Origin of the sequence: Micromonospora sp. HUAS YX12, assembly GCF_040215685.1 — a bacterium.
GTDB lineage: Bacteria > Actinomycetota > Actinomycetes > Mycobacteriales > Micromonosporaceae > Micromonospora > Micromonospora tulbaghiae.
On sequence record NZ_CP157974.1, the window covers coordinates 5998782 to 6021703 of the forward strand.

Below are 22922 nucleotides of genomic sequence, written 5' to 3' on the forward strand. Positions count from 1 at the left end.
GGCTCCGATCGGGTCGGGATCAGCCGGACGTGCCGGACCCGACGGGCTCGTCGACCCGAAGCGACCGGAACCACTCGACCGTAGCCCGCAGCCCTTCGGCGAAGGGGGTCGGCGACGCGGTCGGGAACAGCTCGCGCAGCCGGGTGTGGTCGGCCTGGGACTCGCGGACGTCACCGGGCCGGGCCGGCACGTGCACGACGTCCAACGGCCGGCCCAGCACGTTCTCCAGTTCGGCGATGAGTTCGAGCAGGGAGATGCGCGCGCCGAACGCGAGGTTCACCACGTCCGGGGACGCCACCTGCCGCAGGACGGCGTCCACGATCACCGAGGTCACGCTGCCCACGTAGGTGAAGTCCCGGGACTGCCGCCCGTCGCCGTGCACCTGCAACGGCCGGTTCTCCAGGGCTGCGGTGACGAACCGCGGGACCACTGCGGCGTACACGTGGTTCGCCGCCTGCCTCGGGCCGAAGACGTTGAAGAAGCGGAACGGCAGGACCGCCATGCCGTAGCAGTTGGCGAACGCGATGCCGTACGCCTCGGTGGCCAGCTTCGACACCGCGTACGGGCTGACCGGCATGGGCCGCAGGCCCTCCTGGCGCGGCAGCACGGGGTTGGCGCCGTACACCGAGGACGAGGAGGCCAGCACGCACTGCGGGACGCCGTTGCGGTGGGCGGCGTCGAGGACCGTCAGGGTGCCGGTGGCGTTCGCGTGGTGGCTGCGCAGCGGGTCGTCGATGGAGCGGGGCACCGAGCCGAGGGCGCCGAGGTGGACCACGCTCGACGCGCCGCTCATCGCGCGGTCGAGCAGCGCGGGGTCCAGGACGGTGCCGATCAGCACCTCCACCGGCAGCCCGCGCAGGTTCTCCACCGAGCCGGTGGAGAGGTCGTCGACGACGACGATCTCGGCGACCCGGCCCGTTTCCGACAGGGCCCGCACCAGGTTGGAACCGATGAAACCGGCGCCTCCCGTGACGACGACTCTCACGTGCGCTCCTACCGCTCGCCGGTGCTCTCTCCGCAGGAGCCAACGAGAGAATCCGGCGTTGGTTACTAAACACCACAAAGCTCGTTGCCCTGGGTGGAGCGGCGAACGACGTCGCGCCGACGGTTGGAGGCGAACCACGTGAGGCACGATCCCCGGTCCGGCGCGGCCGGCGACCCGCCCGGGCGCCGGTCACTGCGCGTCGCCGTCATCGTCAAGACGAACTACGGCGGGCTCTGGACCATCCCGCAGGCGTGCGCCCTGCGGGATCGCGGCCACGATGTGGTGGTGATCTGCCCGCCCGGCGGGCGGCTGAACGCCCGCCTGGCCGAGGCCGGGATCCGGACGGTGGCGTCACCGTTCTCGTTCCGCTTCCGGCCCAGCCTCACCACGCTGTCCGAGCTGTGGCGGCTGCGCCGCCTCGTCCGCCGCCTGCGGCCCCAGGTGCTCTACCACCACCTGTACGCGGCCACGCTGGGCGCGCGGCTCGCGACCGTCGGCCTGCCCCTGGCCCGGGTGCAGTTCGTCGCCGGCCCCGCGTTCCTGGAGTCGCGGGCGGTCCGGATCGTCGAGCGGCTCCTCTGGCGCCTGGACCGCACCATCATCTGCGGCACCCGCTACACCTCCCGCCTCTACGGCGAGTTGGGCGTGCCGGCGTCGCGCCGGCCGGCCGTGACCAGCGGGCTCAACCTGGCCTGGGCGACCGCCGACCTGCCGGACGACACGGCGGCGACGCGGGCGGAGGCCCGGGCGAAGTGCCGGGCGGATCTCGGGCTGGGCCCGGACCAGTTCGTCGTGATCATGGTGGCGTACGTCTATCCCCCGCGGAAGCTCGCCGCGCACCGGGACCGCGCGTTCAAGGGCCACGACGTCCTGCTCGCGGCGTGGCAGGAGATCCGGTCCCGGCACCCCGAGGCGGTGCTGATGCTCGTCGGGGGCGGCTCGGACCAGGCCGGCGAGGAGCACCGGCAGGAGCTGATCCGCCGGTTCGGGGTCACGGACGACCACTCCGTCCGCTGGATCGACACCGCCGACGACGTGCGGCCCTACTACCGGGCGGCCGACCTCAGCGTCAGCCCGTCGCTGAGCGAGGGGCACGGCGCGCCGCCCGAGGCGGCGCTGCTGGACGTACCCAGCATCGTCAGTGACGCCGGCGGGCTACCGGAGACGGTGGACGAGAGCTGCGGGTGGGTGGTCCCCCGGGACGACCCGGCCGCCCTGGCGCAGGCCATCGAGCACGCGTACACGGAGTTCCGGTCCGGGCGGCTCGCCGAGCGCGGCGTACGCGCCCGCGAGCGGTCGCACCGGCACTTCGACAACCGGATCTCCGCGGTGCGGATGGCCGAGGTCATCGAGCACGCCGCCGGCGTCGGCGGACCACCCGGTGAGTACGCGCCGCCGGCCGCCGGGAAGGCGCACTCCCGGTGAGCCCCGCGCGGCGGTCGATCGAGCTGCGGCTCAAGCGACTGATCGACATCACGGTGGCGTTCGTCGTGCTCGTGGTGACCGCGCCGGTGGTGGCGGTCGCCGCGCTGCTCGTGCTGGCCCAGTTCGGCAGCCCGGTCTTCTTCCGGCAGGAGCGCACCGGCCGGTACGAGCGCCGTATCCGGGTCCTCAAGCTCAGGACGATGTCGGACGACCGTGACGCGGAGGGCCGGCTGCTGCCCGACGGGGTCCGCTGCCGGGGCGTCGGCCGGACGCTGCGGCGGCTGAGCATCGACGAGCTGCCGCAGATGGTCAACGTGCTCCGCGGCGACCTCAGCCTGGTCGGTCCCCGGCCGCTGCTGCTGCGCTACGACCCCTGGTACACCGACCGGGAGCGCAAGCGTTTCGAGGTGCGGCCGGGCATCACCGGTCTCGCGCAGGTCAACGGCCGCAACGACCTGGCCTGGACCGAGCGCCTGGAACTCGACGTCCGCTACGTTCTCGAGTGGTCCCTCTGGCTCGACCTGCGCATCCTCGCGCGGACGGCGGGCAAGGTCCTGCGCGCCTCCGGCGTGGCGGTCGACCCGTCGGCGCAGATGCTCGACCTCGACCAGGAACGGCGCCTCACCGGCGTCCGCTGAGCCGTCGGTGCCCGCCCGAGCCGGGCGGGCACCGACGCCGTTCAGGCGGAGCCGGTGGGGACGCCGGACGTCCGCGGCACCGAGGCGCCGCTGCCCTGGACCGGCGCCGCCGGACGCCCGGCCGGCGCGAACGCGCCGCGCTCGGGGAGCGTGTCCAACGCCCGCCGGAAGCTCGCGACCAGCGCCGGGTAGTCGGCCGGCGCCACGTCCTGGTGTACGGGAAAGTTGATGATCTGCCGGGACAGCCGTGCCATCGGCGGGTGATCCCGCAACTGCTCGATGAGCGTGTGGTAGAGGCTGACCATGCCGAAGCCCTCCCGGTTCATCTCGGCGTAGACATGGTCGCGGTTCTCCCGCCCGGGGCCGGGGATCCGCACCGGCAGCGTCTGCGGGGCGTCGTCGGGCGCCAGGTCGGGCCACATCAGCTCGAACGAGACGCCGAGTTCGGGCAGGCCGCGCAGCAGCGCGGTGAGCGCGCGGAAGTTCTCCTGCCGCCGCGCGGCGATGCCCAGCGTGTCGTGGTCGAGCACGTGCCGGGACAGGTCCGGCTCGGTCTCCCGCTGACCGGTGAGCCGGCCCGGGTCGCGGTAGGTGATCATCCCGCCGCGCGCGCCGGGCATCGGCAGCATCTTGTGCAGGGAATAGAGCGAGACGTCGCCGGTGCGGCCGGCCGGCCCGCCGAGCGCGTGGGTGAACCACGCGTGCGCGAGGTCTTCGAGCAGCAGCGCGCCGTACCGGTCGGTCAGCTCACGGATACGGCCGATCGCCCGCTCGGTGCGGCCGAAGTAGTGGATGACCACCACCACGTCGTAGGGGCGCTCCGCGAGCCGCGCCTCCAGCGAGGACACGTCCACCGCGAGGTCCTCGGTCAGGTCGTAGAAGCCGGGGTCGAGCCCGAGTTCGGTCACCGGGTCGAAGACGCCGCTGCCCTCGTTGGCGGACCATCCGATGAACGAGGGCAGCAGGATCTCGTGCCGCTCGCCGCGCCAGACCTCGGGCTGGGCGAGCAGGTCGCGCATGCCCTCCCGGGCCGCCCGGTAGAACAGGCTCGGCGTCCGGAAGGCGCCCGGGTCGGCGGCGGTCTTGGGGATCGTCTGCGTCACGGAAGCTCCAGTCTGGCGCGGATCTCGGAGGTGGACATCCTGAGTGAGCGGTTGACGGCCCGGAGGGGGCCGACCGCGCTGGGCGGCGCGTCCTCGCCGGGCGTCATGACCAGGACGCGGTCGATGCCGGGGAAGGCCCGGACCACGGCGGCGACCACCGCCGGCCGTCGCAGCGTCGCCGGGTCGAAGCACCGCAGCACCCGCACGCTCGGCCGCCCCAGCACGTGGGTGGCGTCCCCGGCGACGACGGTGAGTTCACCGAAGCCGTACGTGTCGAGCCAGGCCCGGGCGGTGTGCAGCCCTTCGAACCGGACGTCGGCGGCGGGCACGACCCCGCCGAGCGCGAGGTCGGCGACCCACCACGTGGTCGTGGCGTCGCCCGCGAACCCGAGCCGGTCGTAGAGCGCGCGGGCCGGTGCGTTGTCGGCGAACACGTCCAGCCGCATCGACCGGAGGCCGGGGTGGGCGCGGGCGTACGCGCGCAGCAGCTCCCGGGCGACGCCCCGGCCGCGGGCGGCCTCCACCACGCAGATGTAGGACAGGTGCGCCATGCCCGGCTCGACCCGGGTCAGGTCGGCGAAGCCCAGCCGCCGGCCGTTCTCGTCCTCGGCCACCAGGAAGCACCGGCCGGGGAACGACTCCGGGTGTGCGAGCACGACCTCCCAGAACCGGCCGACGCCAGGCTGGGCCGAGGTCAGGTAGTCGTGCAGATGCCGCGCGAACGACGCCCGGCTGACCTCCGCCAGCCAGTCCGCATCCGCGACCGCGGCCGGGCGGACCCGGACCCCGGCTGCGACGTCCGTGCGGGACGCCACTGCGACGCCCGGGACAGGGACGACCGATTGAGCGCCATACGGGACCGGCATGTTCACACCATACTGGCCGCTACCACCCCAAAGGGGGATTTCGGATCATCGCTGCCCGGTCCGGGCCCGGTCCGGTCCCGGTGTGGTGAGCTGTAGCGGTGGCGGGCGATGTGCTGGGGCTGGTGCTGCACCCCACCCGGGACGTCTCCGAGGTGGTGCGGATCATCGCGGACTGGGCCGCCCGGCACCGGATCACCCTCGCGGTACGCGCCGAGGACCGGGCGCGCGTACCGGCCTCGGTGGAGGCGGTCGCCGCGGACGAGCTGGCCGACCGTTGCGACGCGCTGATCAGCATCGGCGGCGACGGCACCATGCTGGGCGCGCTGCGGCTGGCCGTCCGCGACCCGAAGCCGGTGCTCGGCGTGCACCTGGGCCGGCTCGGCTTCCTGGTCGAGGTGGAACCGCGGGACCTGCCCCGGGCGCTGGAACGGCTGGTGGAGCACGACTTCACCATCGAGTCGCACGCCTGCCTGGCCTGCGACGTCTGCGGCGACGACGTGGTGGCGTTCAACGACATCGCCCTGGTCCGGCAGCCCGGCGCCGGCTTCGTCACGGCCACCCTGGCGGTGGACGGCCAGCGGTACGGCTACTACCGGTGCGACGCGCTCGTGGTGAGCACGCCGACCGGCTCGACCGCGTACAGCTATGCCGCCGGCGGGCCGCTGATCTCACCGGCCACGGAGGCGATGGTGGTGACACCGTCCGCGCCGATGGCCGGGATCTCCCGCTCGGTGCTGCTCTCCGCGCACGAGACGGTGCACCTGGAGCTGCGCGCGGACTCGGCGCCGGTGGCGGTGGAGATGGACGGGCTGCTGATCCGGCAGGCGGCGACCGAGGGTTCGGTGCACATCCGGTACGTCAAGGACGCCGGCCGGGTGGTCCGCCTCGACCCGCGCCGCTACCAGGAGCGCAACCAGCTCAAGCTGAGCCTGCTGGACCTGCCGCTGCTGCCGGACCAGTTACGCGAGCTGTTGCCGGACGGGTTGCGGGAGCAGCTCAACCGCCGGGAGCTGCCCCCGCCCCGCTGAGCCGGGTCAGGCGGTGGCGAGCACGCCGTCGACCAGCGCCTTCGCCTCCTCCTGGATCCGGGCCAGATGCTCCGGTCCTTGGAACGACTCGGCGTAGATCTTGTATACGTCCTCGGTGCCGGACGGGCGGGCGGCGAACCAGCCGGACTCGGTGGTGACCTTGAGGCCGCCGATCGGTGCGCCGTTACCGGGGGCGGTGGTGAGGATCGCGGTGATCGGCTCACCGGCCAGCTCGGTGGCGGTGACCTGCTCCGGGGAGAGCTTGCCGAGCACGGCCTTCTGCTCCCGGGTGGCCGGGGCGTCGATCCGGGCGTACGCGGGCGCGCCGAAGCGGTCGGCCAGCTCGGCCCAGTGCTCACTGGGCGTACGCCCGGTGGTGGCGATGATCTCGGCGGCGAGCAGGCAGAGCAGGATGCCGTCCTTGTCGGTGGTCCAGGTGCCGCCGTCGCGGCGCAGGAACGACGCGCCGGCGCTCTCCTCCCCGCCGAAGCCGACGGTGCCGTCGAGCAGGCCGGGCACGAACCACTTGAACCCGACCGGCACCTCCAGCAGCGGGCGGCCGAGGTCGGCCGCGACCCGGTCGATCATCGAGGAGGAGACGAGCGTCTTGCCCACCGCCGCGGCCGGGCCCCACTGCTCCCGGGTACGGAACAGGTGGCCGATCGCCACAGCCAGGTAGTGGTTGGGGTTCATCAGTCCGCCGTCGGGCGTGACGATGCCGTGCCGGTCGGCGTCGGCGTCGTTGCCGGTGGAGACCGCGTAGTCGTCCCGGGCGGCGATCAGGGAGGCCATCGCGTTCGGCGAGGAGCAGTCCATCCGGATCTTGCCGTCGCCGTCGAGCGTCATGAACCGCCACGTCGGGTCCACGAGCGGGTTGATCACGGTCAGGTCGAGGCGGTGCCGGTCGGCGATCTCGCCCCAGTACGCCACGCTCGCCCCGCCCATCGGGTCGGCGCCGATGCGCACCCCGGCGTCGCGGATCGCGTCGATGTCCAGCGCGGCGGGCAGGTCGTCGACGTACCGGGCGAGGAAGTCGTACTCCCCGGTGGTGGCGGCGGCGCGCGCCCGCGCGTACGGGATGCGTTTCACCTCCTTGAGCCCGGCGGCGAGGATGGCGTTCGCGCGGTCCTGGATCCACTTCGTGGCGTCGGTGTCGGCGGGCCCGCCGTGGGTGGGGTTGTACTTGAACCCGCCGTCGGACGGCGGGTTGTGCGACGGGGTGATCACGATGCCGTCGGCGAGGCCGCTGGTGCGCCCCCGGTTGTGGGTGAGGATGGCGTGCGAGACGGCGGGGGTCGGGGTGTAGCCGTCGCGGCTGTCGCGCAGCACTGTGACGTCGTTGGCGGCGAGCACCTCCAGCGCGTCGGCCTCGGCGGGCGCGGACAGCGCGTGGGTGTCCCGGCCGAGGAACAGCGGGCCGTCGAGTCCCTGCTCGCGCCGGTAGTCGCAGAGCGCCTGGGTGACGGCGAGGATGTGGTCGGAGTTGAAGGCGTTGCCCAGGCTGGACCCGCGGTGCCCGGAGGTGCCGAAGGAGACCTGCTGCGCCGGGTCGTCCGGGTCCGGGTGCTCGGCGTAGTAGGCGGTGACCAGCCGGGGCACGTCGACCAGGTCGGCGGGCTGGGCGGGCTTTCCGGCACGGGGGTGGGCCACTGCGGGATCCTCCTCGGTGATGCGGTGGGACTGCTCAGGGCTCGACGCGCTGGCCCTTGCCGATGACGACGATGCCGTTGTCGGACACGGTGTAGCGCTGGCGGTCCTTCTCCAGGTCGACGCCGATCTCGGCGCCCTCCGGGACGTGGACGTTCTTGTCCAGGATCGCGCGCCGGACGACCGCGTGGCGGCCGATCTGGACACCCTCCATCAGCACGGCGCCGTCGACGTGCGCCCACGAGTGCACCTTCACCTTCGGCGCCACGATCGAGTTCTCCACCAGCGAGCCGGAGATCACCGATCCGGGCGAGACCATCGAGCTGACCGCGCGGCCCACCCGCTCGCCCCAGGCGTGCACGAACTTGGCCGGCGGGTACGGCGGCTGCTCGGTGTAGATCGGCCACTCGAAGTTGTAGAGGTTGAACACCGGGTGCACGTTGATCAGGTCCATGTGCGCGTCGTAGAACGAGTCGAGCGTCCCCACGTCCCGCCAGTAGCCGCGGTCGCGGTCCGTGCTGCCGGGCACCTCGTTGTCCTTGAAGTCGTAGACGTTCGCCTCGCCGCGCTCGACGAGCATCGGGATGATGCTGCCGCCCATGTCGTGCTTGCTCGTCTTGTCCGCCGCGTCGCGCTCGACCACCTCGCACAGCGCCTTGGTGGTGAACACGTAGTTGCCCATCGAGGCGTAGATCTCGTCCGGCGCGTCGGGCAGCCCGACCGCGTCGGTGGGCTTCTCCCGGAACGCGCGGATGCGCTTGCCGTCCTCGCCGACCTCGATCACGCCGAACTGGTCGGCCGTCGACAGCGGTTGCCGGATGCCGGCCACCGTCACACCGGCGCCGGAGGCGATGTGGTCGTCGACCATCTGCCGGGGGTCCATCCGGTAGATGTGGTCGGCGCCGAAGACGATCACGTAGTCGGGCTGTTCGTCGTTGATCAGGTTGAAGCTCTGGTAGATCGCGTCGGCCGAGCCGGCGAACCACCACGGGCCGCGGCGCTGCTGCGCGGGCACCGGCGTGACGTAGTTGCCGAGCAGCGTCGACATCCGCCAGGTCTTGGTGATGTGGCGGTCCAGCGAGTGGGACTTGTACTGGGTCAGCACGACGATCTTGAGGAAGCCGGCGTTCGCCAGGTTGGACAGGACGAAGTCGACCATGCGGTACATCCCGCCGAAGGGGACGGCGGGCTTCGCCCGGTCGGTGGTCAGGGGCATCAGGCGCTTGCCCTCCCCGCCGGCCAGGACGATCGCGAGCACCTTGGCAGCCATGCTCAGACGCTAACCACCTCGAACCGACTTCACCACTCGGACGCCCACACTTGCGCACCGGGTGCGAGATGGCGCTCTGCACTAGGGTGCGGGCATGGCACCGATGCGCGTCGACCTGCTCACCCGCGAGTACCCGCCGGAGGTGTACGGCGGCGCCGGGGTGCACGTGGAATACCTCGCCCGCGAGCTGCGCCGGCTCGCCGACGTGCGGGTGCACTGCTTCGGCGCGCCCCGCGACTCCCCGGGCGTCACCGCGTACGCCGAACCGGCCCCGCTCGCCGGCGCGAACGCCGCGCTGCGGGTCATGGGCGTCGACCTGGAGATGGCCGCCGGGACCGCCGGCACCGACGTGGTGCACAGCCACACCTGGTACGCCAACCTGGCCGGGCACACCGCGAAGCTGCTGCACGGGGTGCCGCACGTGGTGACCGCGCACAGCCTGGAGCCGCTGCGCCCGTGGAAGGCCGAGCAGCTCGGCGGCGGGTACGCGCTCTCCTCCTGGTGCGAGCGGACCGCCTTCGAGGCGGCCGACGCGATCATCGCGGTGAGCGAGGGCATGCGGCGCGACGTGCTCACCGCGTACCCGGCGGTGAACCCCGACCGGGTACGCGTGGTCTACAACGGCATCGACACCGCGCAGTACGCCCCGGACCCGGACACCGACGTGCTCGACCGGCTCGGCATCGACCCGGCCCGGCCCAGCGTGGTCTACGTCGGGCGGATCACCCGGCAGAAGGGCCTGCCGTACCTGCTGCGCGCGGCCCGGGAACTCCCCGCCGACACCCAGCTCGTGCTGCTCGCCGGCGCGCCGGACACCCCGGAGATCGCCGCCGAGGTGGAGCGTCTCGTGGCGGACCTGCGGGCCACCCGGTCCGGGGTGATCTGGGTGGCGGCGATGCTGCCCAAGCACGAGGTGATCCAGGTGCTCACCCACGCCACGGTCTTCGTCTGCCCGTCCGTCTACGAGCCGATGGGCATCGTCAACCTGGAGGCGATGGCCTGCGAGACCGCCGTGGTGGCGACCGCCACGGGCGGCATCCCGGAGGTGGTGGCAGACGGCGAGACCGGGCTGCTGGTGCCGATCGAGCAGGCCGGTGACGGCTCGGGCACCCCGCTGGACCCGGAGCGTTTCGTGGCCGACCTGGCCGCGCGGATCAACGAGCTGCTGGCCGACCCGGACCGGATCGCGGCGTTCGGCGCGGCGGGGCGGCGGCGGGCGGTGGAGCACTTCTCCTGGGACGCGATCGCCCGGCAGACGCTCGAGGTGTACCGCTCGGTGGGGGTGCAAGGAAGGGCACCTTCTTAACGCCTCCGGTAGAGGAAGGGCCCCTTCTTAACAGCCCGCCCGCGAAGACAGCCCGCCCGGACCGCGGCACGCCGCACACCGTCCGGCGCGTTCGTGTCGGCCGCGGGCGCGCTCGGGCCGGTACGATTCCGTCATGAGCGCGGAGGCGGTGGGCAGATCCATGCCGTCGACCGTGTCGCTCGACGACCTGACCGCGATGATGGCCGCGGACGAGCACCATCGATACGAGATCAGCCCTGAGGGAGTTCTCTCGATCATGCCGCCGCCGGGATACGCCCATGCGATCATCGCGACCCGGCTCATGGTGTGGCTCGCACAGGGCGGCGTGCCGGCGGATCACGTCGCCCAGGCGGTCGGGCTGCGCATCCCGGGGCGGCACGGCGGGGTCGGTGGACGCATCCCCGACCTCGTGGTGTGGAGCAAGGCGCAGGCCGACGCCGTGTGGCTGCCGCCCGGCGACGTGCTCCTCGTGGTCGAGATCGTCTGGCCCGGCTCCGAGGGCATCGACACGGTGACCAAGCGCGGCGAGTACGCAGCGGCGGGCATCCCGCAGTATTGGGTCGTCGAGCAGGACGCGGCGCAGACCGTCACGATGCACCGCCTGGACGGCGCGGACTACCGGGTCCGGGCGACGATGCCGCTCGCCTGGGTCCTCAACACCACCCCGGTCGAGCACGACCTCGGCTGACCACACACGCCCGGTCGCGGGCGGCGGCGGGTACGGTCCCGGGATGCCGGACGCGATCTTCGCTCATCCTCGCCTCGCGGCGGTCTACGACGCTTTCGACGGTGACCGGGACGACCTGGACGCGTACCTCGCGATCGCCGGTGAACTGCGCGCACGCACGGTGCTGGACGTGGGCTGCGGGACCGGCTCCCTGGCGGTCCTGCTCGCGCGGCACGGCCACACGGTCGTCGGCGTCGACCCGGCCGAGGCGTCGCTGGGCGTCGCCCGGGCGAAGGACCGCGAAGGCCGCGTCCGCTGGGTCCACGGCGACGCCGCGACACTGCCGCCGCTGCGCGCCGACCTGGCCACGATGACCGGGAACGTGGCACAGGTCTTCCTGTCCGACACCGACTGGGCGCGGACCCTGCGGGGCGTGCACGCCGCGCTGCGTCCCGGCGGCCACCTCGTGTTCGAGACCCGCCGCCCCGAGCGGCGCGCGTGGGAGGAGTGGGCCGCGGACACCGCGCCGGTGACCCGGGACGTGCCGGGCGTCGGGCCGGTGGAGCGACGCTTCGAGGTCATCGCGGTCGACCCGCCGCTGGTGTCCTTCCGCTTCACCTACCGGTTCCGCACCGACGGCGTGACCCTCACCTCGGACTCGACGCTGCGGTTCCGCGACCGCGACGAGGTGGAGGCGAGCCTGGCCGCCACCGGATTCCGGGTGGTCGACGTGCGCGACGCACCCGACCGCCCGGGCCGGGAATTCGTGTTCGTCGCCCAGCGGCCGACCTGAACGTCGCCGACGGGCCAGGGTCGTTCGTGGCACCGGGACCGCCCGCCGGAAGTCCGCCACCCGTTCAGTGGAACGGCACGGGTGCCTCATCGGCGCGGGCCTCGACGCCCCCGTGAGCGCGGGTTGGCGGCTGAGGTGAAGTCGCCGAGCGCGAGAGGATCTCGCGCAGTAGGTTGAGCGGGTGACTGGACGGTTCCCGATCGAAGACGTCTCCCCCGTCGTCTCCTGCGGTCGCTACCCGGCCAAGGCGGTGGTCGGCGAGGTCGTACCGGTGTCGGCGCGGGCCTACCGCGAGGGCCACGACGCGCTCGGGTGCAACGTGGTCTGGCTCGGCCCGGACGGCGCGGCGCGCCCGTTCACCCGGATGCGCCCCGGCGAGCCCGGCCAGGACCGCTGGCACGCCACCATCCGCCCGGACGCGGTGGGCCTGTGGCGCTTCGCCGTTGAGGCGTTCGGAGATCCGTACCTCACCTGGCAGAACGCGGTCACCAAGAAGCTCGCCGCCGGCCAGGGCGCGGCCGAGCTGGCGAACGACCTGGCCGAGGGCGCGCGGGTGCTCACCGCCGCGCTCGACCTGGTGCCGAGGGCCGACCGTGATCGCGTACGCGAAGCCGTGCGGGCGCTGACCGACGACGACCTGGACCTGCCGCGGCGGGTGAGCCCGGCGCTGGATCTGGCCGACCTGCTCTGGGAGCACCCGGTGCGCGAGCTGGTCACCACCGGCGACGAGCGCACGCTGTGGGTGGACCGGCCCCGGGCGCTCTTCTCCGCCTGGTACGAGTTCTTCCCCCGCTCCGAGGGCGCGATCCCGGCCACAGTCGACGCGCCCGCCCGTTCCGGCACGTTCGCCACCGCGACGGAGCGGCTGCCGGGTGTCGCGGCGATGGGCTTCGACGTGCTCTACCTGCCGCCGATCCACCCGATCGGCCGGGTCAACCGCAAGGGCCGCAACAACGCGCTCACCGCCGGGCCGGACGACGTGGGCTCGCCGTGGGCGATCGGCGCGGCCGAGGGCGGCCACGACGCCATCCACCCCGACCTGGGTACGCCGGAGGACTTCCGCGACTTCGTCGCCGCCGCCGCGGAGCAGGGGCTGGAGGTGGCGATGGACCTCGCGCTGCAGTGCGCGCCGGATCACCCGTGGGTCACCGAGCACCCGGAGTGGTTCACCACCCGGGCCGACGGCAGCATCGCGTACGCGGAGAACCCGCCCAAGAAATACCAGGACATCTACCCGCTGAACTTCGACAACGACCCGGAGGGCATCCGGGCCGAGGTGCTGCGGGTGGTGCTGCACTGGGTCGGCGAGGGCATCCGGATCTTCCGGGTGGACAACCCGCACACCAAGCCGTTCGACTTCTGGCACTGGCTGATCGCCGAGGTCAAGGAGGCCGACCCGGACGTGCTGTTCCTGGCCGAGGCGTTCACCCGGCCGGCGATCATGCACGGGCTCGGCAAGATCGGCTTCACCCAGTCGTACACCTATTTCACCTGGCGCACGACGGCGGCCGAGATGCGGGAGTACTGCGAGGAGCTGGTCGCCTCGGCCGACTGGATGCGGCCGAACTTCTGGCCCAACACGCCGGACATCCTGCACTCGTCGTTGCAGCACGGCGGCCCGCCGATGTTCAAGATCCGGGCGGTGCTGGCCGCGCTGCTCTCCCCCTCCTGGGGCATGTACGCCGGGTTCGAGCTGTTCGAGCACGTGGCCCGCCCCGGCGCGGAGGAGTACCTGGACAACGAGAAGTACGAGCTGCGGCCCCGGGACTGGGACGCCGCGCTGGCGCAGGGCCGGTCGCTGGCGCCGTTCATCACCACGCTGAACCGGGTACGCCGCGACAACCCCGCGCTGCACCAGCTACGCAACCTGCGGTTCCACGACATCGACAACCCGGCGCTGCTCTGCTGGTCGAAGCACGACCTCCAGACCGGCAACACGGTGATCGTGGTCTGCTCGTTCGACTCCCGCGAGGTGCAGTGGGGCAACACCACGCTCGACATGCCGGCGCTCGGCCTGGACTGGCACGAGCGGTTCACCGTGCGCGACGAGCTGACCGGCGCCGAGTACGACTGGGGGCAGCGCAACGCGGTACGCCTCGACCCGTACCTGCAACCGGCGCACGTGCTCACCGTGCGCCGCCCGGCCGCGCCCGAGCCGGCCCAGCCGGCCGCGCCCGAGCCGGCGCAACCGGCCGCACCGGAGCCGGCCGCGCCCGGCCTCACAGTGGAAGACGTACCCGCCGACCTCTCCGGCGGCACCGCCCCGACCGTACCGGCCGACAAGGACGACGCCCGATGGACCAGCTGATCACCGGCGAGGTACACGACCCGCACGCCGTGCTCGGTGCACATCCGGCCGGCGGGAGCACCACGATCCGGACGCTGCGCCGGGGCGCGGGCGAGGTGGCGGTGCTCGCCGACGGCGAACGGCACCCGATGAAGCGGGTGCACGACGCCGGTGTCTTCGAGGCGGTGCTCCCCGGCGAGGTGCTGGACTACCGGGTCGAGGTGGACGGCACGACGCACGACGACCCGTACCGTTATCCGCCCACGCTCGGTGAACTCGACCTGCACCTGATCGGCGAGGGCCGGCACGAGCGGCTCTGGTCGGCGCTCGGCGCGCGGGTCTTCGACGAGGGCGTCGCGTTCACGGTCTGGGCGCCCAACGCCCGCGCCGTGCGGCTCGTCGGCGACGTGACCGGCTGGGCGCCGGACGACGGGTGGCCGATGCGGTCGCTCGGGTCCAGCGGCGTGTGGGAGATCTTCGTGCCCGGCATGCCGGTGGGCAGCCGATACAAGTACCGCGTCCTCGGCGCCGACGGCCGGTGGCGGGACAAGGCCGACCCGATGGCCGCGCGCACCGAGGTGCCGCCGGCCACCGCGTCGGTGGTGCACGAGTCACGGTACGAGTGGGGCGACGCGGACTGGCTCGCGCGCCGGTCCCGGCAGGCGCCGCACCAGGAGCCGATGAGCGTGTACGAGGTGCACCTGGGCTCCTGGCGGCCCGGCCTCGGCTACCGGGAGCTGGCCGAGCAGCTCACCGCGTACGTGCTGGAGATGGGCTTCACCCACGTGGAGTTCCTGCCGGTGATGGAGCACCCGTTCGGCGGCTCGTGGGGCTACCAGGTCACCGGCTACTACGCGCCCACCGCCCGGTTCGGCGACCCGGACGACTTCCGGTACCTGGTGGACCGGCTGCACGCCGCGGGCATCGGCGTGATCCTGGACTGGGTGCCGGCGCACTTCCCCAAGGACGAGTGGGCCCTGGCCCGTTTCGACGGCACCCCGCTGTACGAGCACCCCGACCCGCGTCGCGGCGAGCACCCCGACTGGGGCACGTACGTCTTCGACTTCGGCCGCAACGAGGTGCGCAACTTCCTGGTCGCCAACGCGCTGTACTGGCTGGCCGAGTTCCACATCGACGGGCTGCGCGTGGACGCGGTCGCCTCGATGCTCTACCTGGACTACTCGCGGCAGGACGGGCAGTGGGCGCCGAACGTGCACGGCGGCCGGGAGAACCTGGAGGCGATCTCGTTCCTCCAGGAGGTCAACGCCACCGTCTACCGGCACCACCCGGGCGTGCTGATGATCGCCGAGGAGTCCACCGCCTGGCCCGGCGTCACGAAGCCGACCTCCGAGGGCGGGCTCGGGTTCGGGTTCAAGTGGAACATGGGCTGGATGCACGACACCCTGCTCTACACCTCGAAGGATCCGATCTACCGGCAGCACCACCACCATCAGCTCACGTTCTCGCTGGCGTACGCGTGGAGCGAGAACTACGTGCTGCCGATCAGCCACGACGAGGTGGTGCACGGCAAGGGTTCCCTCGTCGGCAAGATGCCCGGTGACACGTGGCAGCGGCTGGCCACCGTGCGGGCGCTGCTGGCGTACATGTGGGCGCACCCGGGCAAGCAGTTGCTCTTCATGGGCTGCGAGCTGGCCGACGACCGGGAGTGGAGCGAGGAACGCGGCCTCGACTGGTATCTCACGCACGACCCGGCCCGCGCCGGCGTGCAACGGCTGGTCGCCGACCTGAACCGGGTCTACCGGGCCAGCCCGGCGCTCTGGGCGCAGGACACCGACCCGGCCGGCTTCCGCTGGATCGCCGGGGACGACGTCGCCAACAACACCGTGTCGTTCATCCGGATCGCCCCGGACGGCCGGACCCTGGTCTGCGTGACCAACTTCTCCGCGCTACCGCTGGAGGACTACCGGATCGGCCTGCCGGCGGCCGGTACGTGGGCCGAGACGCTGAACACCGACGCGCACCACTACGGCGGTTCCGGCGTGGGCAACCTGGGCGAGGTGCACGCCGAGAACATCCCCTGGCACGGTCTCCCGGCGTCGGTCTCCCTGCGCGTCCCCCCGCTGGGCGTCCTCTGGCTGACCCCCCGTTGATCATGAAGTTGGCGGCACTTCTGGAGATCCACAAGGCCGTCAACTTCATGATCGACGCTGTGAAGGGTGGATCAGACCAGGTCGGCTTCGCGGAGGAGCTTCCAGAGGCCGGCCCCGTCGGGGGCGCTCAGCCACTTCTGGCCGATCGGGCCGGATGACGACCATCCGGCGGGGGCGGGGAGACTGCCGGCGAGCACCGACTGGGTCGGCGACAGCCGCCGGATCGCCACGCCCGCCACGTTGTCCGGGTGCGCGGCGGCGAACTCCCGGTAGATCTCCGGGTCGTGCTGCCCGTCGTCACCGATCAGCAGCCACCGCACCTCGGGGAACTCCCGGGACAGCCGGGCCAGCGTGGCCCGCTTGTGTTCCCGGCCGCTGCGGAACCACCTGTCGGCGGTCGGCCCCCAGTCGGTGAGCAGCAGCGGACCGGCCGGGTAGAGGTGCCGGGACAGGAACCGGGTGAGCGTCGGCGCGACGTTCCAGGCGCCGGTGGAGAGGTAGAAGACCGGCGCGCCCGGGTGGGCGGTGGCCAGCCGCTCGTACAGCACCGCCATGCCCGGCACGGCGGTGCGGGCGTGCTCGTCCAGCACGAACGTGTTCCACGCGGCGAGCAGCGGCCGGGGCAGCGCGGTCACCATGACCGTGTCGTCGATGTCGGAGAGGATGCCGAAGCGGACGGCCGGGTCGAGGACGCGGACCAGCGCCTCCACCGGCTCGGCGTCGGCGACGCTGAGGCGTACGCAGCCCCAGCCGGGGGTGAAGTCGGCCTCGATGACGGTGTCGACGAAGCCGCTGCGGTCGGCGGTCACCTCCTGGCGCACGCCGTCGGCCTCGATGGTCACCTTGACGTGCTTGGCGGGCAGCGTGGCGAAGCTGCGCCAGCCCCGCACCTTGTCCAGCCGGCCCCGCCGCCGCGTGTCCGGGCGGCCCAGCAGCACCCGGCAGAGCACGCGCGCCCAGCCCGGGGCGCCGTAGCCCGCGTACGCGATGATGTTGGGCTGCCACCCGGTGCGCCGCAACCGGCGCTCCACCAGGCCGTGCACGGCGTCCTCGAAGCGCGCGGCGCGGTGCAGTTGCGGAACGGCCAACTGGTCCGGTGGTGTGGGCGGCACACGGCAACAGTGCCACAACCGGAGCGGCAGAGCCACGCGAGTGATCCACGCCGATCCGCCCCGCCGCCGGGGCGCCGCCGTGACACACTGCGGTCGGGACGACGACGGGGGCGTTGGTCGTGTCGACGACGAAGCGGGGCACGGTACGACCGCGTCCGGACGCGCCGGCGCTGGTGGCGTTGCTGCTCGGCGTCGCGGGGGTCGGCTACCGGCTGGTGCTGACGCTGCTCACGGTGCCCGCGTCGAACAGCGACGAGGCAACGTTCGGCCTGGCCGCGCTGCACATCGCCGAGCGTGGTGAGCGGCCAATCTTCCTCTACGGCCAGCGCTACATGGGCGTGCTGGAGTCGTATCTGGCCGCGCCGCTGGTCGGCTGGGCCGGGCCGAGCTGGCCGGTGCTGCGGCTGCCGCTGCTCGCGCTCTTCGCGGTCTTCCTGTGGCTGGCGTACCGGCTGACCCGCCGCCTGTTCTCCCCCTGGCTGGCAGTGGTCGTGGTGGGCCTGCTGGCGCTCGGCTCGGAGCGGGTGGTCCGCGACCAGCTCACGGTGGTCGGCGGCCGTCCGGAGGTCAAGCCGGCCGTGCTGGCGATGCTGCTGATCGCGGTGGCCCTCGGCGACCGGCGGGTCCGGCACCACTGGCTGGCCACCGGCGCGTTCGGGCTGCTCGCCGGGCTGGCGCTGTGGTCGGACTGGCTGATCGCGCCGTACCTGCTGGTGGCCGCCGTGGTGCTGGCCGTGGCGGTGCCCCGGGATCTGATCGGCTGGCCGGGTGTGCTGCTGGCGGCGGGCTTCCTGGCCGGTATCGCCCCGATGGTCAAGGACAACCTCGTCGCGCCGCCCGGGCAGGACTCGCTGTCGGTGTTCCGCGAGATCAGCACCAAGGAGGGGGTCGCGCCGTCGCTGGCCGAGCGGCTGCGCGGCGGGCTGCTGGAGGGGGTGCCGCTGGCCTCCGGCATGTGCCCGATGGACGGCTGCGCGCGCTGGGCGCAGTGGTTCGGCGTGCTCTACCCGGTGCTTCTGGTGTCCGCCGCCGCGCTCGGGCTGCTCGCGTACCGCCGGGCCGCCGACCACGCCGCGCGGGTCCGGGCCGTGGCGATCCTCGCGCTGGTCGCGGGCGCGGCGTTGACGCTTCTGGCGTACGTGCGCAGCCCGCTCGCCGCGACCGATCCGCTCGGCAACGCCCGCTACCTGTCGGTGCTCCAGATCTCGCTGCCGGCCGTGCTGTGGCCGCTCTGGCTGGCCGCCGCGCACGCGCTGCGGGGCACCGCCGGGCGGGCGGCCCGGCTCGGCGGCGCCACGGCGGCGGTGGTGCTGGCCGGGCTGACCGCCGCCACGATTGCCGGCACCGTGGCGTTCCTGGCCGGCGTGCCGGGCGTACGGGACGAGGAGCTGACCGCCCGCCGCCTGGCCGACGCGGTGCGGGACGCCGGACTGCGCGAGGTGTACGGGGACTACTGGACCTGCAACCGGCTCATCTTCAACACCGGCGAGACGGTCGCCTGCGGTGTGCTCGACGGGGCGCTGACGCCGGGGCAGAACCGCTATCCGGCGTACTGGCAGCGGGTGGCGCGCGCGGAACGGCCCGGGTACGTGGTGGCGGTCGGCTCCCCCGCCGAGCGCACGCTGCGGCGGCTGCTGGGCGACCGCGCCGACGCGGCGGTGGTGGCCGAGGTGGGCGGCAGTCGCGTGTACCACCCCGACCGTGCCGTCCGGCCGTGGCGCTGACCCCGGCCCGTACGCTGTGCCGGTGCTCATCCTGCTGCCCCCGTCGGAGGGGAAGGCCGAGGCCGGCACCGGCCGCCGGCTGGACCTGTCCCGGCTGTCCCTGACCGAGCTGAACCCGGCCCGGGAGGCGGTCCTGACCGCGCTCGCCGGCCTGTGCGCCGGGCCGGACGAGACGGCGGCCCGGATCGCGCTGGGCCTCACCGAGGGGCAGCGCGGCGAGCTGCGGCGCAACGCCCGGCTGCGGGAGGCGGCCACAGCGCCGGCCGGGCGGCTCTACACCGGGGTGCTCTACGAGGCGCTCGGCCTGGACACGCTGCCCCCCGACGCGCAGCGGGCGGCCCGCCGCCAGGTGCTGATCAGCTCCGGCCTGTGGGGCGCGGTACGCCTCGCCGACCGGATCCCGCCGTACCGCTGCCCGATCGGGGCGCGGCTGCCGGGGATCGGGGCGCTGTCGGCGTACTGGCGGGAGTCGCTCGGCCCGGTGCTGGAACCCGCCGCCGGGCGCGGCCCGGTGCTGGACCTGCGCTCCGGCGCGTACGCGGCCACCTGGACGCCGCGCGGCGCGCTCGCCGAACGCACGGTGACGGTGCGGGTGCTGCACGAGCGGATCGTGGACGGCACGCCGGCCCGGTCGATGGTGAGCCACTTCAACAAGGCGACGAAGGGCCGGCTGGTGCGGGACCTGCTGCTCGCCGACGCCCGGCCGCGCACCGCCGACGCGCTGGTGGGGACGCTGCGAGAGCTGAAGTACACGGTCGAGGAGGCACCCCGGGCGGCCGGCCGGCCCCGGCAGGTCGACCTGGTGGTCACCGAGCTCTGAGACGCGGCCTTCCGCAAATTTTGCTCAAGGCTCGGGCGCAGCGGTTCCCGGCCCGGCGCTCGGAGGCGACGGTAGTGGTACCCCGACTCTGACCGAGGAGCCGCGCCGATGCTCACCACGCTGCTCGACCGCCCGCGCCCGTCACCGCCGCCGCTGGACTGGCTGACCCTGACCGACGCCTTCGAGATCGCCTGCATGGTGCGCTGCACGCCGCCCCCGGCCGCCGACGTACGCCGGCTCGACTCCGGACCGCACCGGGGCGGGATCGCCGAGTTCAACCGCGAGGACGCGGCGCAGCGGATGCGGCAGCTGCTGGGACGTCTCGACGTGCCGGTGGAGCACGAGCTGACCACCGGTGGCCTGCGCCGCCGCTACGAGCTGCACCGGCTGTCCGTGCCGCCGCAGCACCGGGCGGCGTACGCGAATCTGCTGGCCGCGGGCTGGCGGCAGGGCCGCCGGGAGCTGCTCGGCGGGCCGTTCCCGGGCGCCTCGGCCCCGCGGCGGCTGTGGCGGCCCCGGCTGGCGGCGGCGGCCTGGCGGGCGGCGCTGCTGGCAGGCGGCCGGCACGTACGCCGGCACTGCCTCGGCATCCGGCTCGCCGACCGGGACCTGGCGGCGGTGCTGGTACGCGGCGCGGCGCTGCTGGACGTGCCGGCGGCGCTGCGGCCGGGCTCGGGCTGTTTCCTGGTGGTGGTGCCCAACGGCGAGTACCGGGAGCGGATCACCGAGAGCGCGGAGCTGGCCCCGGCGAGCTGACCGGCGCGAGCGTGGGCTTGCGCCGCGGCGGGTGCACGGCGCAGAGTGCAGCCCGTGAGCCGACACTGGCCTGTGCGCGCCGCCGCCCCGCTCGTGCTGGTGCTCCTGCTCGTCACCGCGCTGGCCGGCTGCCGGGACGAGCCGTCCGAGCCGACCCGCATCCGCATCGCCACCGGCAGTCCGACCGCCGTCTACCACGCCTTCGGCCAGTCGCTGGCCGCGCTGCTCAACCGGGAGGTGCCCGGCGTACGGGCCGAGGTGGTGGTCACCGCCGCCTCGGCGCAGAACGTCCGGCTGGTCGGCGCCGGGGAGGCGGAGCTGGGCTTCACCCAGGCCGACGTGCTGCCGCCGCGCGAGCCCGAGCATCCGTCGGTGCTCGCCGTGGCCCGGGTCTACGACGACCTGCTGCACCTGGTCACCCGCGCGGGCGGGCCGATCCGCACGCTCGGTGACCTGCGCGGCCGGCGGGTGTCGGTGGGCGCCGACGGCTCCGGCACGGAGATCACCGCCACCCGGCTGCTGGCGGTGGCCCAGCTCGGCGGCGACCGGGTACGCCAGGAGCACCTGGGACTCGACGACTCGGTGGCGGCCCTGCGGGAGGGGCGGATCGACGCGTTCTTCTTCTCCGGCGGGCTGCCCGTGCGCGGCGTCGCCGACCTGGCCCAGCGGACCTCGCTGCGGATCGTGGACCTGGGCGACTGGACCGAGCCGCTGCGCCGGGCGTACGGGCAGGTCTACGTGACCCGGGACGTGCCGCGCTCGGTGTACCGGGCCGATCCGGTGAGCACGGTGGCGAACCCGAACTACCTGATCGTCCGCGCCGACCTGCCCGCCGCGCTGGTGCGGGAGGTGACCCGGCTGCTGATGGACCGCCGGGAGGAACTGGCCGCCGCGCACCCGGCGGCGGGACGGATGAGTCCCCGGTCGGCGATCGTCACCACCCCGCTGCCGCTGCATCCGGGCGCGGCGCAGTGGTATCGCGCCGCGAAGCCGTGACGCCCGGTACGCCGGCGGGCGCCGGGAACCACAGCTCGGCGACCAGGCCCCGGGGCTCGCCCTGGCGCATGGTGAGCCGGCCGTCGGAGGCGTCCACGAGCACCGCCGCGATGGTCAGGCCGAGGCCCACGCCGTCCACGTTCTGCGCGTCCGGGGCCCGCCAGAACCGCTCGGTGGCCTGGTCGAGCTGACTCGCCGTCATGCCCGGGCCGGTGTCGCCGACGGTCAGCACCGTCCCGCCGTCGGCGGCGCGTACGGTCACCGTCACCTCTCCCCCGGCGCCGCTGAACTTCACCGCGTTGTCGATCAGGGCGTCGAGTGCCTGGTCGATGGCGGTCGGCACGGTCCGGGCGTACACCGGCGCGTCCCCCGCGTCGAGGCGGAGCGTGACCTCGCGGTGCCGGGCCAGCGGCAGCCAGGCCGACACCCGGGACGCGGCGGTGGCGGTGGCGTCCACCGTCACCCGCTGGTTCTCCTCCCGCTCGGCGCGCGCCAGGGTGAGCAGCGCGTCGAGCACCGTGGCGAGCCGGTCGGTCTCCTCCAGCGCCAACCGGTGCTCGGCGCGCCAGTCCGGGTCGGTGAGGCTGGGGCCCAGTTCCTCCACCCGCAGCCGCAGCGCGGTGAGCGGGTTGCGGAGCTGGTGGCTGGCGTGCGCGACGAAGGCGCGTTGCCGGTCCATCACGTCGGAGACCGCGTCGGCCATGTCGTTGAAGCTGGTCGCCAACCGGCGCAGCTCGGGCGGGCCCAGCCCGGCGCGGACCCGCGCGGCGCGGCGGCCCTCGGCGATCTCGTGGGTCACCGCGTCCAGCTCGGTCACCGGGCGCAGCACCCAGCCGGCCAGCCCGAACGCGGTCGAGACGCAGGCCAGCACCGCCAGCAGGCCGATGCCGGCGAGCAGCAGCCACCACACCGTGACGGTGCGGCGGACCCCGTCCGCCGGACTGGTCGTGACCACGGCGCCGAGCACCTCGCCGCCGTCGTTGATCGGCACGGCCGTCACCACCGGCCCGCTGCCCCAGGGCCACACCGACTCCGGGCCGCTGAACTGCTGCCCGGACAGCGCGGTGTCGAGCGCCGCGCCGGTGCCCGCGCCCGGCTCCCAGCCGGACGAGGCCACCACGGTACGGCGGTCCCGGTCCACCACCGCCGCGCCGATGCCGTAGAGCGCGTCGTAGGCGGCCAGTTCCCCGTCCAGCGGCCCCGGACTGCCGCCCCGCAACGCCGGCCCGGCCAGCGAGGCGAAGCGGGTGGCGTCGGCGAGGCGGTCGGCGCGTACCCGGTCGGTCTCCCGGGTCGCGAGCGTGGCCGCCAGCGGCGTCTCCAGGGCGAGCAGGACCAGCACCATCAGCAGCAGGTAGCTGATCACCAGCCGGCGGCGCACGGGCCCC

At 73.6% G+C, this 22922-nt stretch carries 19 protein-coding genes; 12 read left to right on the top strand and 7 right to left on the bottom strand.

The window, feature by feature from the left end; translation table 11 throughout:
- Window positions 1–19 precede the first annotated feature (19 nt).
- The gene (locus ABIH81_RS28480) at window positions 20–985 is read right to left on the bottom strand and encodes an NAD-dependent epimerase/dehydratase family protein (protein WP_349877952.1); all 966 of its coding nucleotides are present in this window, start codon (window positions 983–985) and stop codon (window positions 20–22) included.
- A gap of 138 nt (window positions 986–1123) precedes the next feature.
- On the opposite strand from ABIH81_RS28480, the gene ABIH81_RS28485 reads away from it, so the two are divergent.
- Both ABIH81_RS28485 and ABIH81_RS28490 read left to right on the top strand, forming a co-directional pair.
- Complete coding sequence (locus ABIH81_RS28485; protein WP_349877953.1) at window positions 1124–2410, top strand: glycosyltransferase; 1287 nt, start codon at window positions 1124–1126, stop codon at window positions 2408–2410.
- On the top strand, window positions 2407–3048 hold the full coding sequence (locus ABIH81_RS28490) for a sugar transferase (RefSeq protein WP_349877954.1): 642 nt from the start codon (window positions 2407–2409) through the stop codon (window positions 3046–3048). Before ABIH81_RS28485 ends, ABIH81_RS28490 begins: the two co-directional genes overlap by 4 nt.
- A gap of 41 nt (window positions 3049–3089) precedes the next feature.
- Here ABIH81_RS28490 and ABIH81_RS28495 read toward each other — a convergent pair whose 3' ends face one another.
- Complete coding sequence (locus tag ABIH81_RS28495) at window positions 3090–4151, bottom strand: DegT/DnrJ/EryC1/StrS family aminotransferase (RefSeq protein ID WP_349877955.1); 1062 nt, start codon at window positions 4149–4151, stop codon at window positions 3090–3092.
- Window positions 4148–4966, bottom strand: a complete 819-nt coding sequence (locus tag ABIH81_RS28500) for a GNAT family N-acetyltransferase (RefSeq protein WP_349877956.1) — start codon at window positions 4964–4966, stop codon at window positions 4148–4150. The genes ABIH81_RS28495 and ABIH81_RS28500 overlap by 4 nt, the downstream gene beginning before the upstream one ends.
- 149 nt (window positions 4967–5115) lie before the next feature.
- Here ABIH81_RS28500 and ABIH81_RS28505 point away from each other — a divergent pair, with 149 nt between their 5' ends.
- Window positions 5116–6045, top strand: coding sequence for an NAD(+)/NADH kinase (locus tag ABIH81_RS28505; protein ID WP_349877957.1), 930 nt, complete (start codon window positions 5116–5118; stop codon window positions 6043–6045).
- Window positions 6046–6051: 6 nt separating this feature from the next.
- On the opposite strand, the gene pgm is transcribed toward ABIH81_RS28505, so the two are convergent.
- Window positions 6052–7695, bottom strand: a complete 1644-nt coding sequence (gene pgm, locus ABIH81_RS28510; RefSeq protein ID WP_349877958.1) for a phosphoglucomutase (alpha-D-glucose-1,6-bisphosphate-dependent) — start codon at window positions 7693–7695, stop codon at window positions 6052–6054.
- A 34-nt stretch (window positions 7696–7729) separates the two neighbouring features.
- Window positions 7730–8962: a glucose-1-phosphate adenylyltransferase gene (glgC, locus tag ABIH81_RS28515; RefSeq protein WP_349877959.1), complete on the bottom strand. Its 1233-nt coding sequence runs from the start codon at window positions 8960–8962 to the stop codon at window positions 7730–7732.
- Window positions 8963–9056: 94 nt separating this feature from the next.
- Here glgC and glgA point away from each other — a divergent pair, with 94 nt between their 5' ends.
- The 5 genes from glgA to glgB all read left to right on the top strand — a co-directional run bounded on the left by glgA (window position 9057) and on the right by glgB (window position 16126).
- On the top strand, window positions 9057–10268 hold the full coding sequence (gene glgA / locus ABIH81_RS28520; RefSeq protein WP_349877960.1) for a glycogen synthase: 1212 nt from the start codon (window positions 9057–9059) through the stop codon (window positions 10266–10268).
- 133 nt (window positions 10269–10401) lie between these two features.
- Window positions 10402–10956 carry a Uma2 family endonuclease gene (locus ABIH81_RS28525; protein ID WP_349877961.1) on the top strand — a complete coding sequence of 185 codons (555 nt, stop codon included), beginning with the start codon at window positions 10402–10404 and terminating at the stop codon, window positions 10954–10956.
- Window positions 10957–10999: 43 nt separating this feature from the next.
- A complete protein-coding gene (locus tag ABIH81_RS28530; protein WP_349877962.1) occupies window positions 11000–11728 on the top strand; it encodes a class I SAM-dependent methyltransferase in 729 nt (242 codons plus the stop codon).
- A gap of 181 nt (window positions 11729–11909) precedes the next feature.
- Window positions 11910–14036: an alpha-1,4-glucan--maltose-1-phosphate maltosyltransferase gene (locus ABIH81_RS28535; protein ID WP_349877963.1), complete on the top strand. Its 2127-nt coding sequence runs from the start codon at window positions 11910–11912 to the stop codon at window positions 14034–14036.
- The gene (gene glgB / locus ABIH81_RS28540; RefSeq protein WP_349877964.1) at window positions 14024–16126 is read left to right on the top strand and encodes a 1,4-alpha-glucan branching protein GlgB; all 2103 of its coding nucleotides are present in this window, start codon (window positions 14024–14026) and stop codon (window positions 16124–16126) included. Before ABIH81_RS28535 ends, glgB begins: the two co-directional genes overlap by 13 nt.
- Window positions 16127–16197: 71 nt before the next feature.
- Here glgB and ABIH81_RS28545 read toward each other — a convergent pair whose 3' ends face one another.
- Entirely contained in the window at window positions 16198–17238 is a 1041-nt protein-coding gene (locus ABIH81_RS28545; protein WP_349877965.1) for a phosphatase domain-containing protein, read from the bottom strand.
- Between the two features lie 119 nt (window positions 17239–17357).
- On the opposite strand from ABIH81_RS28545, the gene ABIH81_RS28550 reads away from it, so the two are divergent.
- The 4 genes from ABIH81_RS28550 (at window position 17358) to ABIH81_RS28565 (ending at window position 21534) form a co-directional block, all read left to right on the top strand.
- Window positions 17358–18962: a hypothetical protein gene (locus tag ABIH81_RS28550; RefSeq protein ID WP_349877966.1), complete on the top strand. Its 1605-nt coding sequence runs from the start codon at window positions 17358–17360 to the stop codon at window positions 18960–18962.
- 16 nt (window positions 18963–18978) lie between these two features.
- Complete coding sequence (yaaA, locus tag ABIH81_RS28555; RefSeq protein WP_349881232.1) at window positions 18979–19782, top strand: peroxide stress protein YaaA; 804 nt, start codon at window positions 18979–18981, stop codon at window positions 19780–19782.
- Between the two features lie 108 nt (window positions 19783–19890).
- Window positions 19891–20538: a hypothetical protein gene (locus tag ABIH81_RS28560; protein ID WP_349877967.1), complete on the top strand. Its 648-nt coding sequence runs from the start codon at window positions 19891–19893 to the stop codon at window positions 20536–20538.
- A 54-nt stretch (window positions 20539–20592) separates the two neighbouring features.
- Window positions 20593–21534, top strand: coding sequence for a TAXI family TRAP transporter solute-binding subunit (locus ABIH81_RS28565; protein WP_349877968.1), 942 nt, complete (start codon window positions 20593–20595; stop codon window positions 21532–21534).
- Here ABIH81_RS28565 and ABIH81_RS28570 read toward each other — a convergent pair.
- Window positions 21473–22915, bottom strand: a complete 1443-nt coding sequence (locus ABIH81_RS28570; RefSeq protein ID WP_349877969.1) for a HAMP domain-containing sensor histidine kinase — start codon at window positions 22913–22915, stop codon at window positions 21473–21475. The genes ABIH81_RS28565 and ABIH81_RS28570 overlap by 62 nt on opposite strands.
- Window positions 22916–22922 lie beyond the last annotated feature (7 nt).

Excerpts from the sequence above, each read along its gene's own strand:
- glgC (WP_349877959.1), bottom strand. The coding sequence starts at position 8,962 with ATGGCTGCCAAGGTGCTCGCGATCGTCCTGGCCGGCGGGGAGGGCAAG.
- glgA (WP_349877960.1), top strand. The coding sequence starts at position 9,057 with ATGGCACCGATGCGCGTCGACCTGCTCACCCGCGAGTACCCGCCGGAG.
- ABIH81_RS28525 (WP_349877961.1), top strand. The coding sequence starts at position 10,402 with ATGAGCGCGGAGGCGGTGGGCAGATCCATGCCGTCGACCGTGTCGCTC.
- ABIH81_RS28530 (WP_349877962.1), top strand. The coding sequence starts at position 11,000 with ATGCCGGACGCGATCTTCGCTCATCCTCGCCTCGCGGCGGTCTACGAC.
- glgB (WP_349877964.1), top strand. The coding sequence starts at position 14,024 with ATGGACCAGCTGATCACCGGCGAGGTACACGACCCGCACGCCGTGCTC.
- ABIH81_RS28560 (WP_349877967.1), top strand. The coding sequence starts at position 19,891 with ATGCTCACCACGCTGCTCGACCGCCCGCGCCCGTCACCGCCGCCGCTG.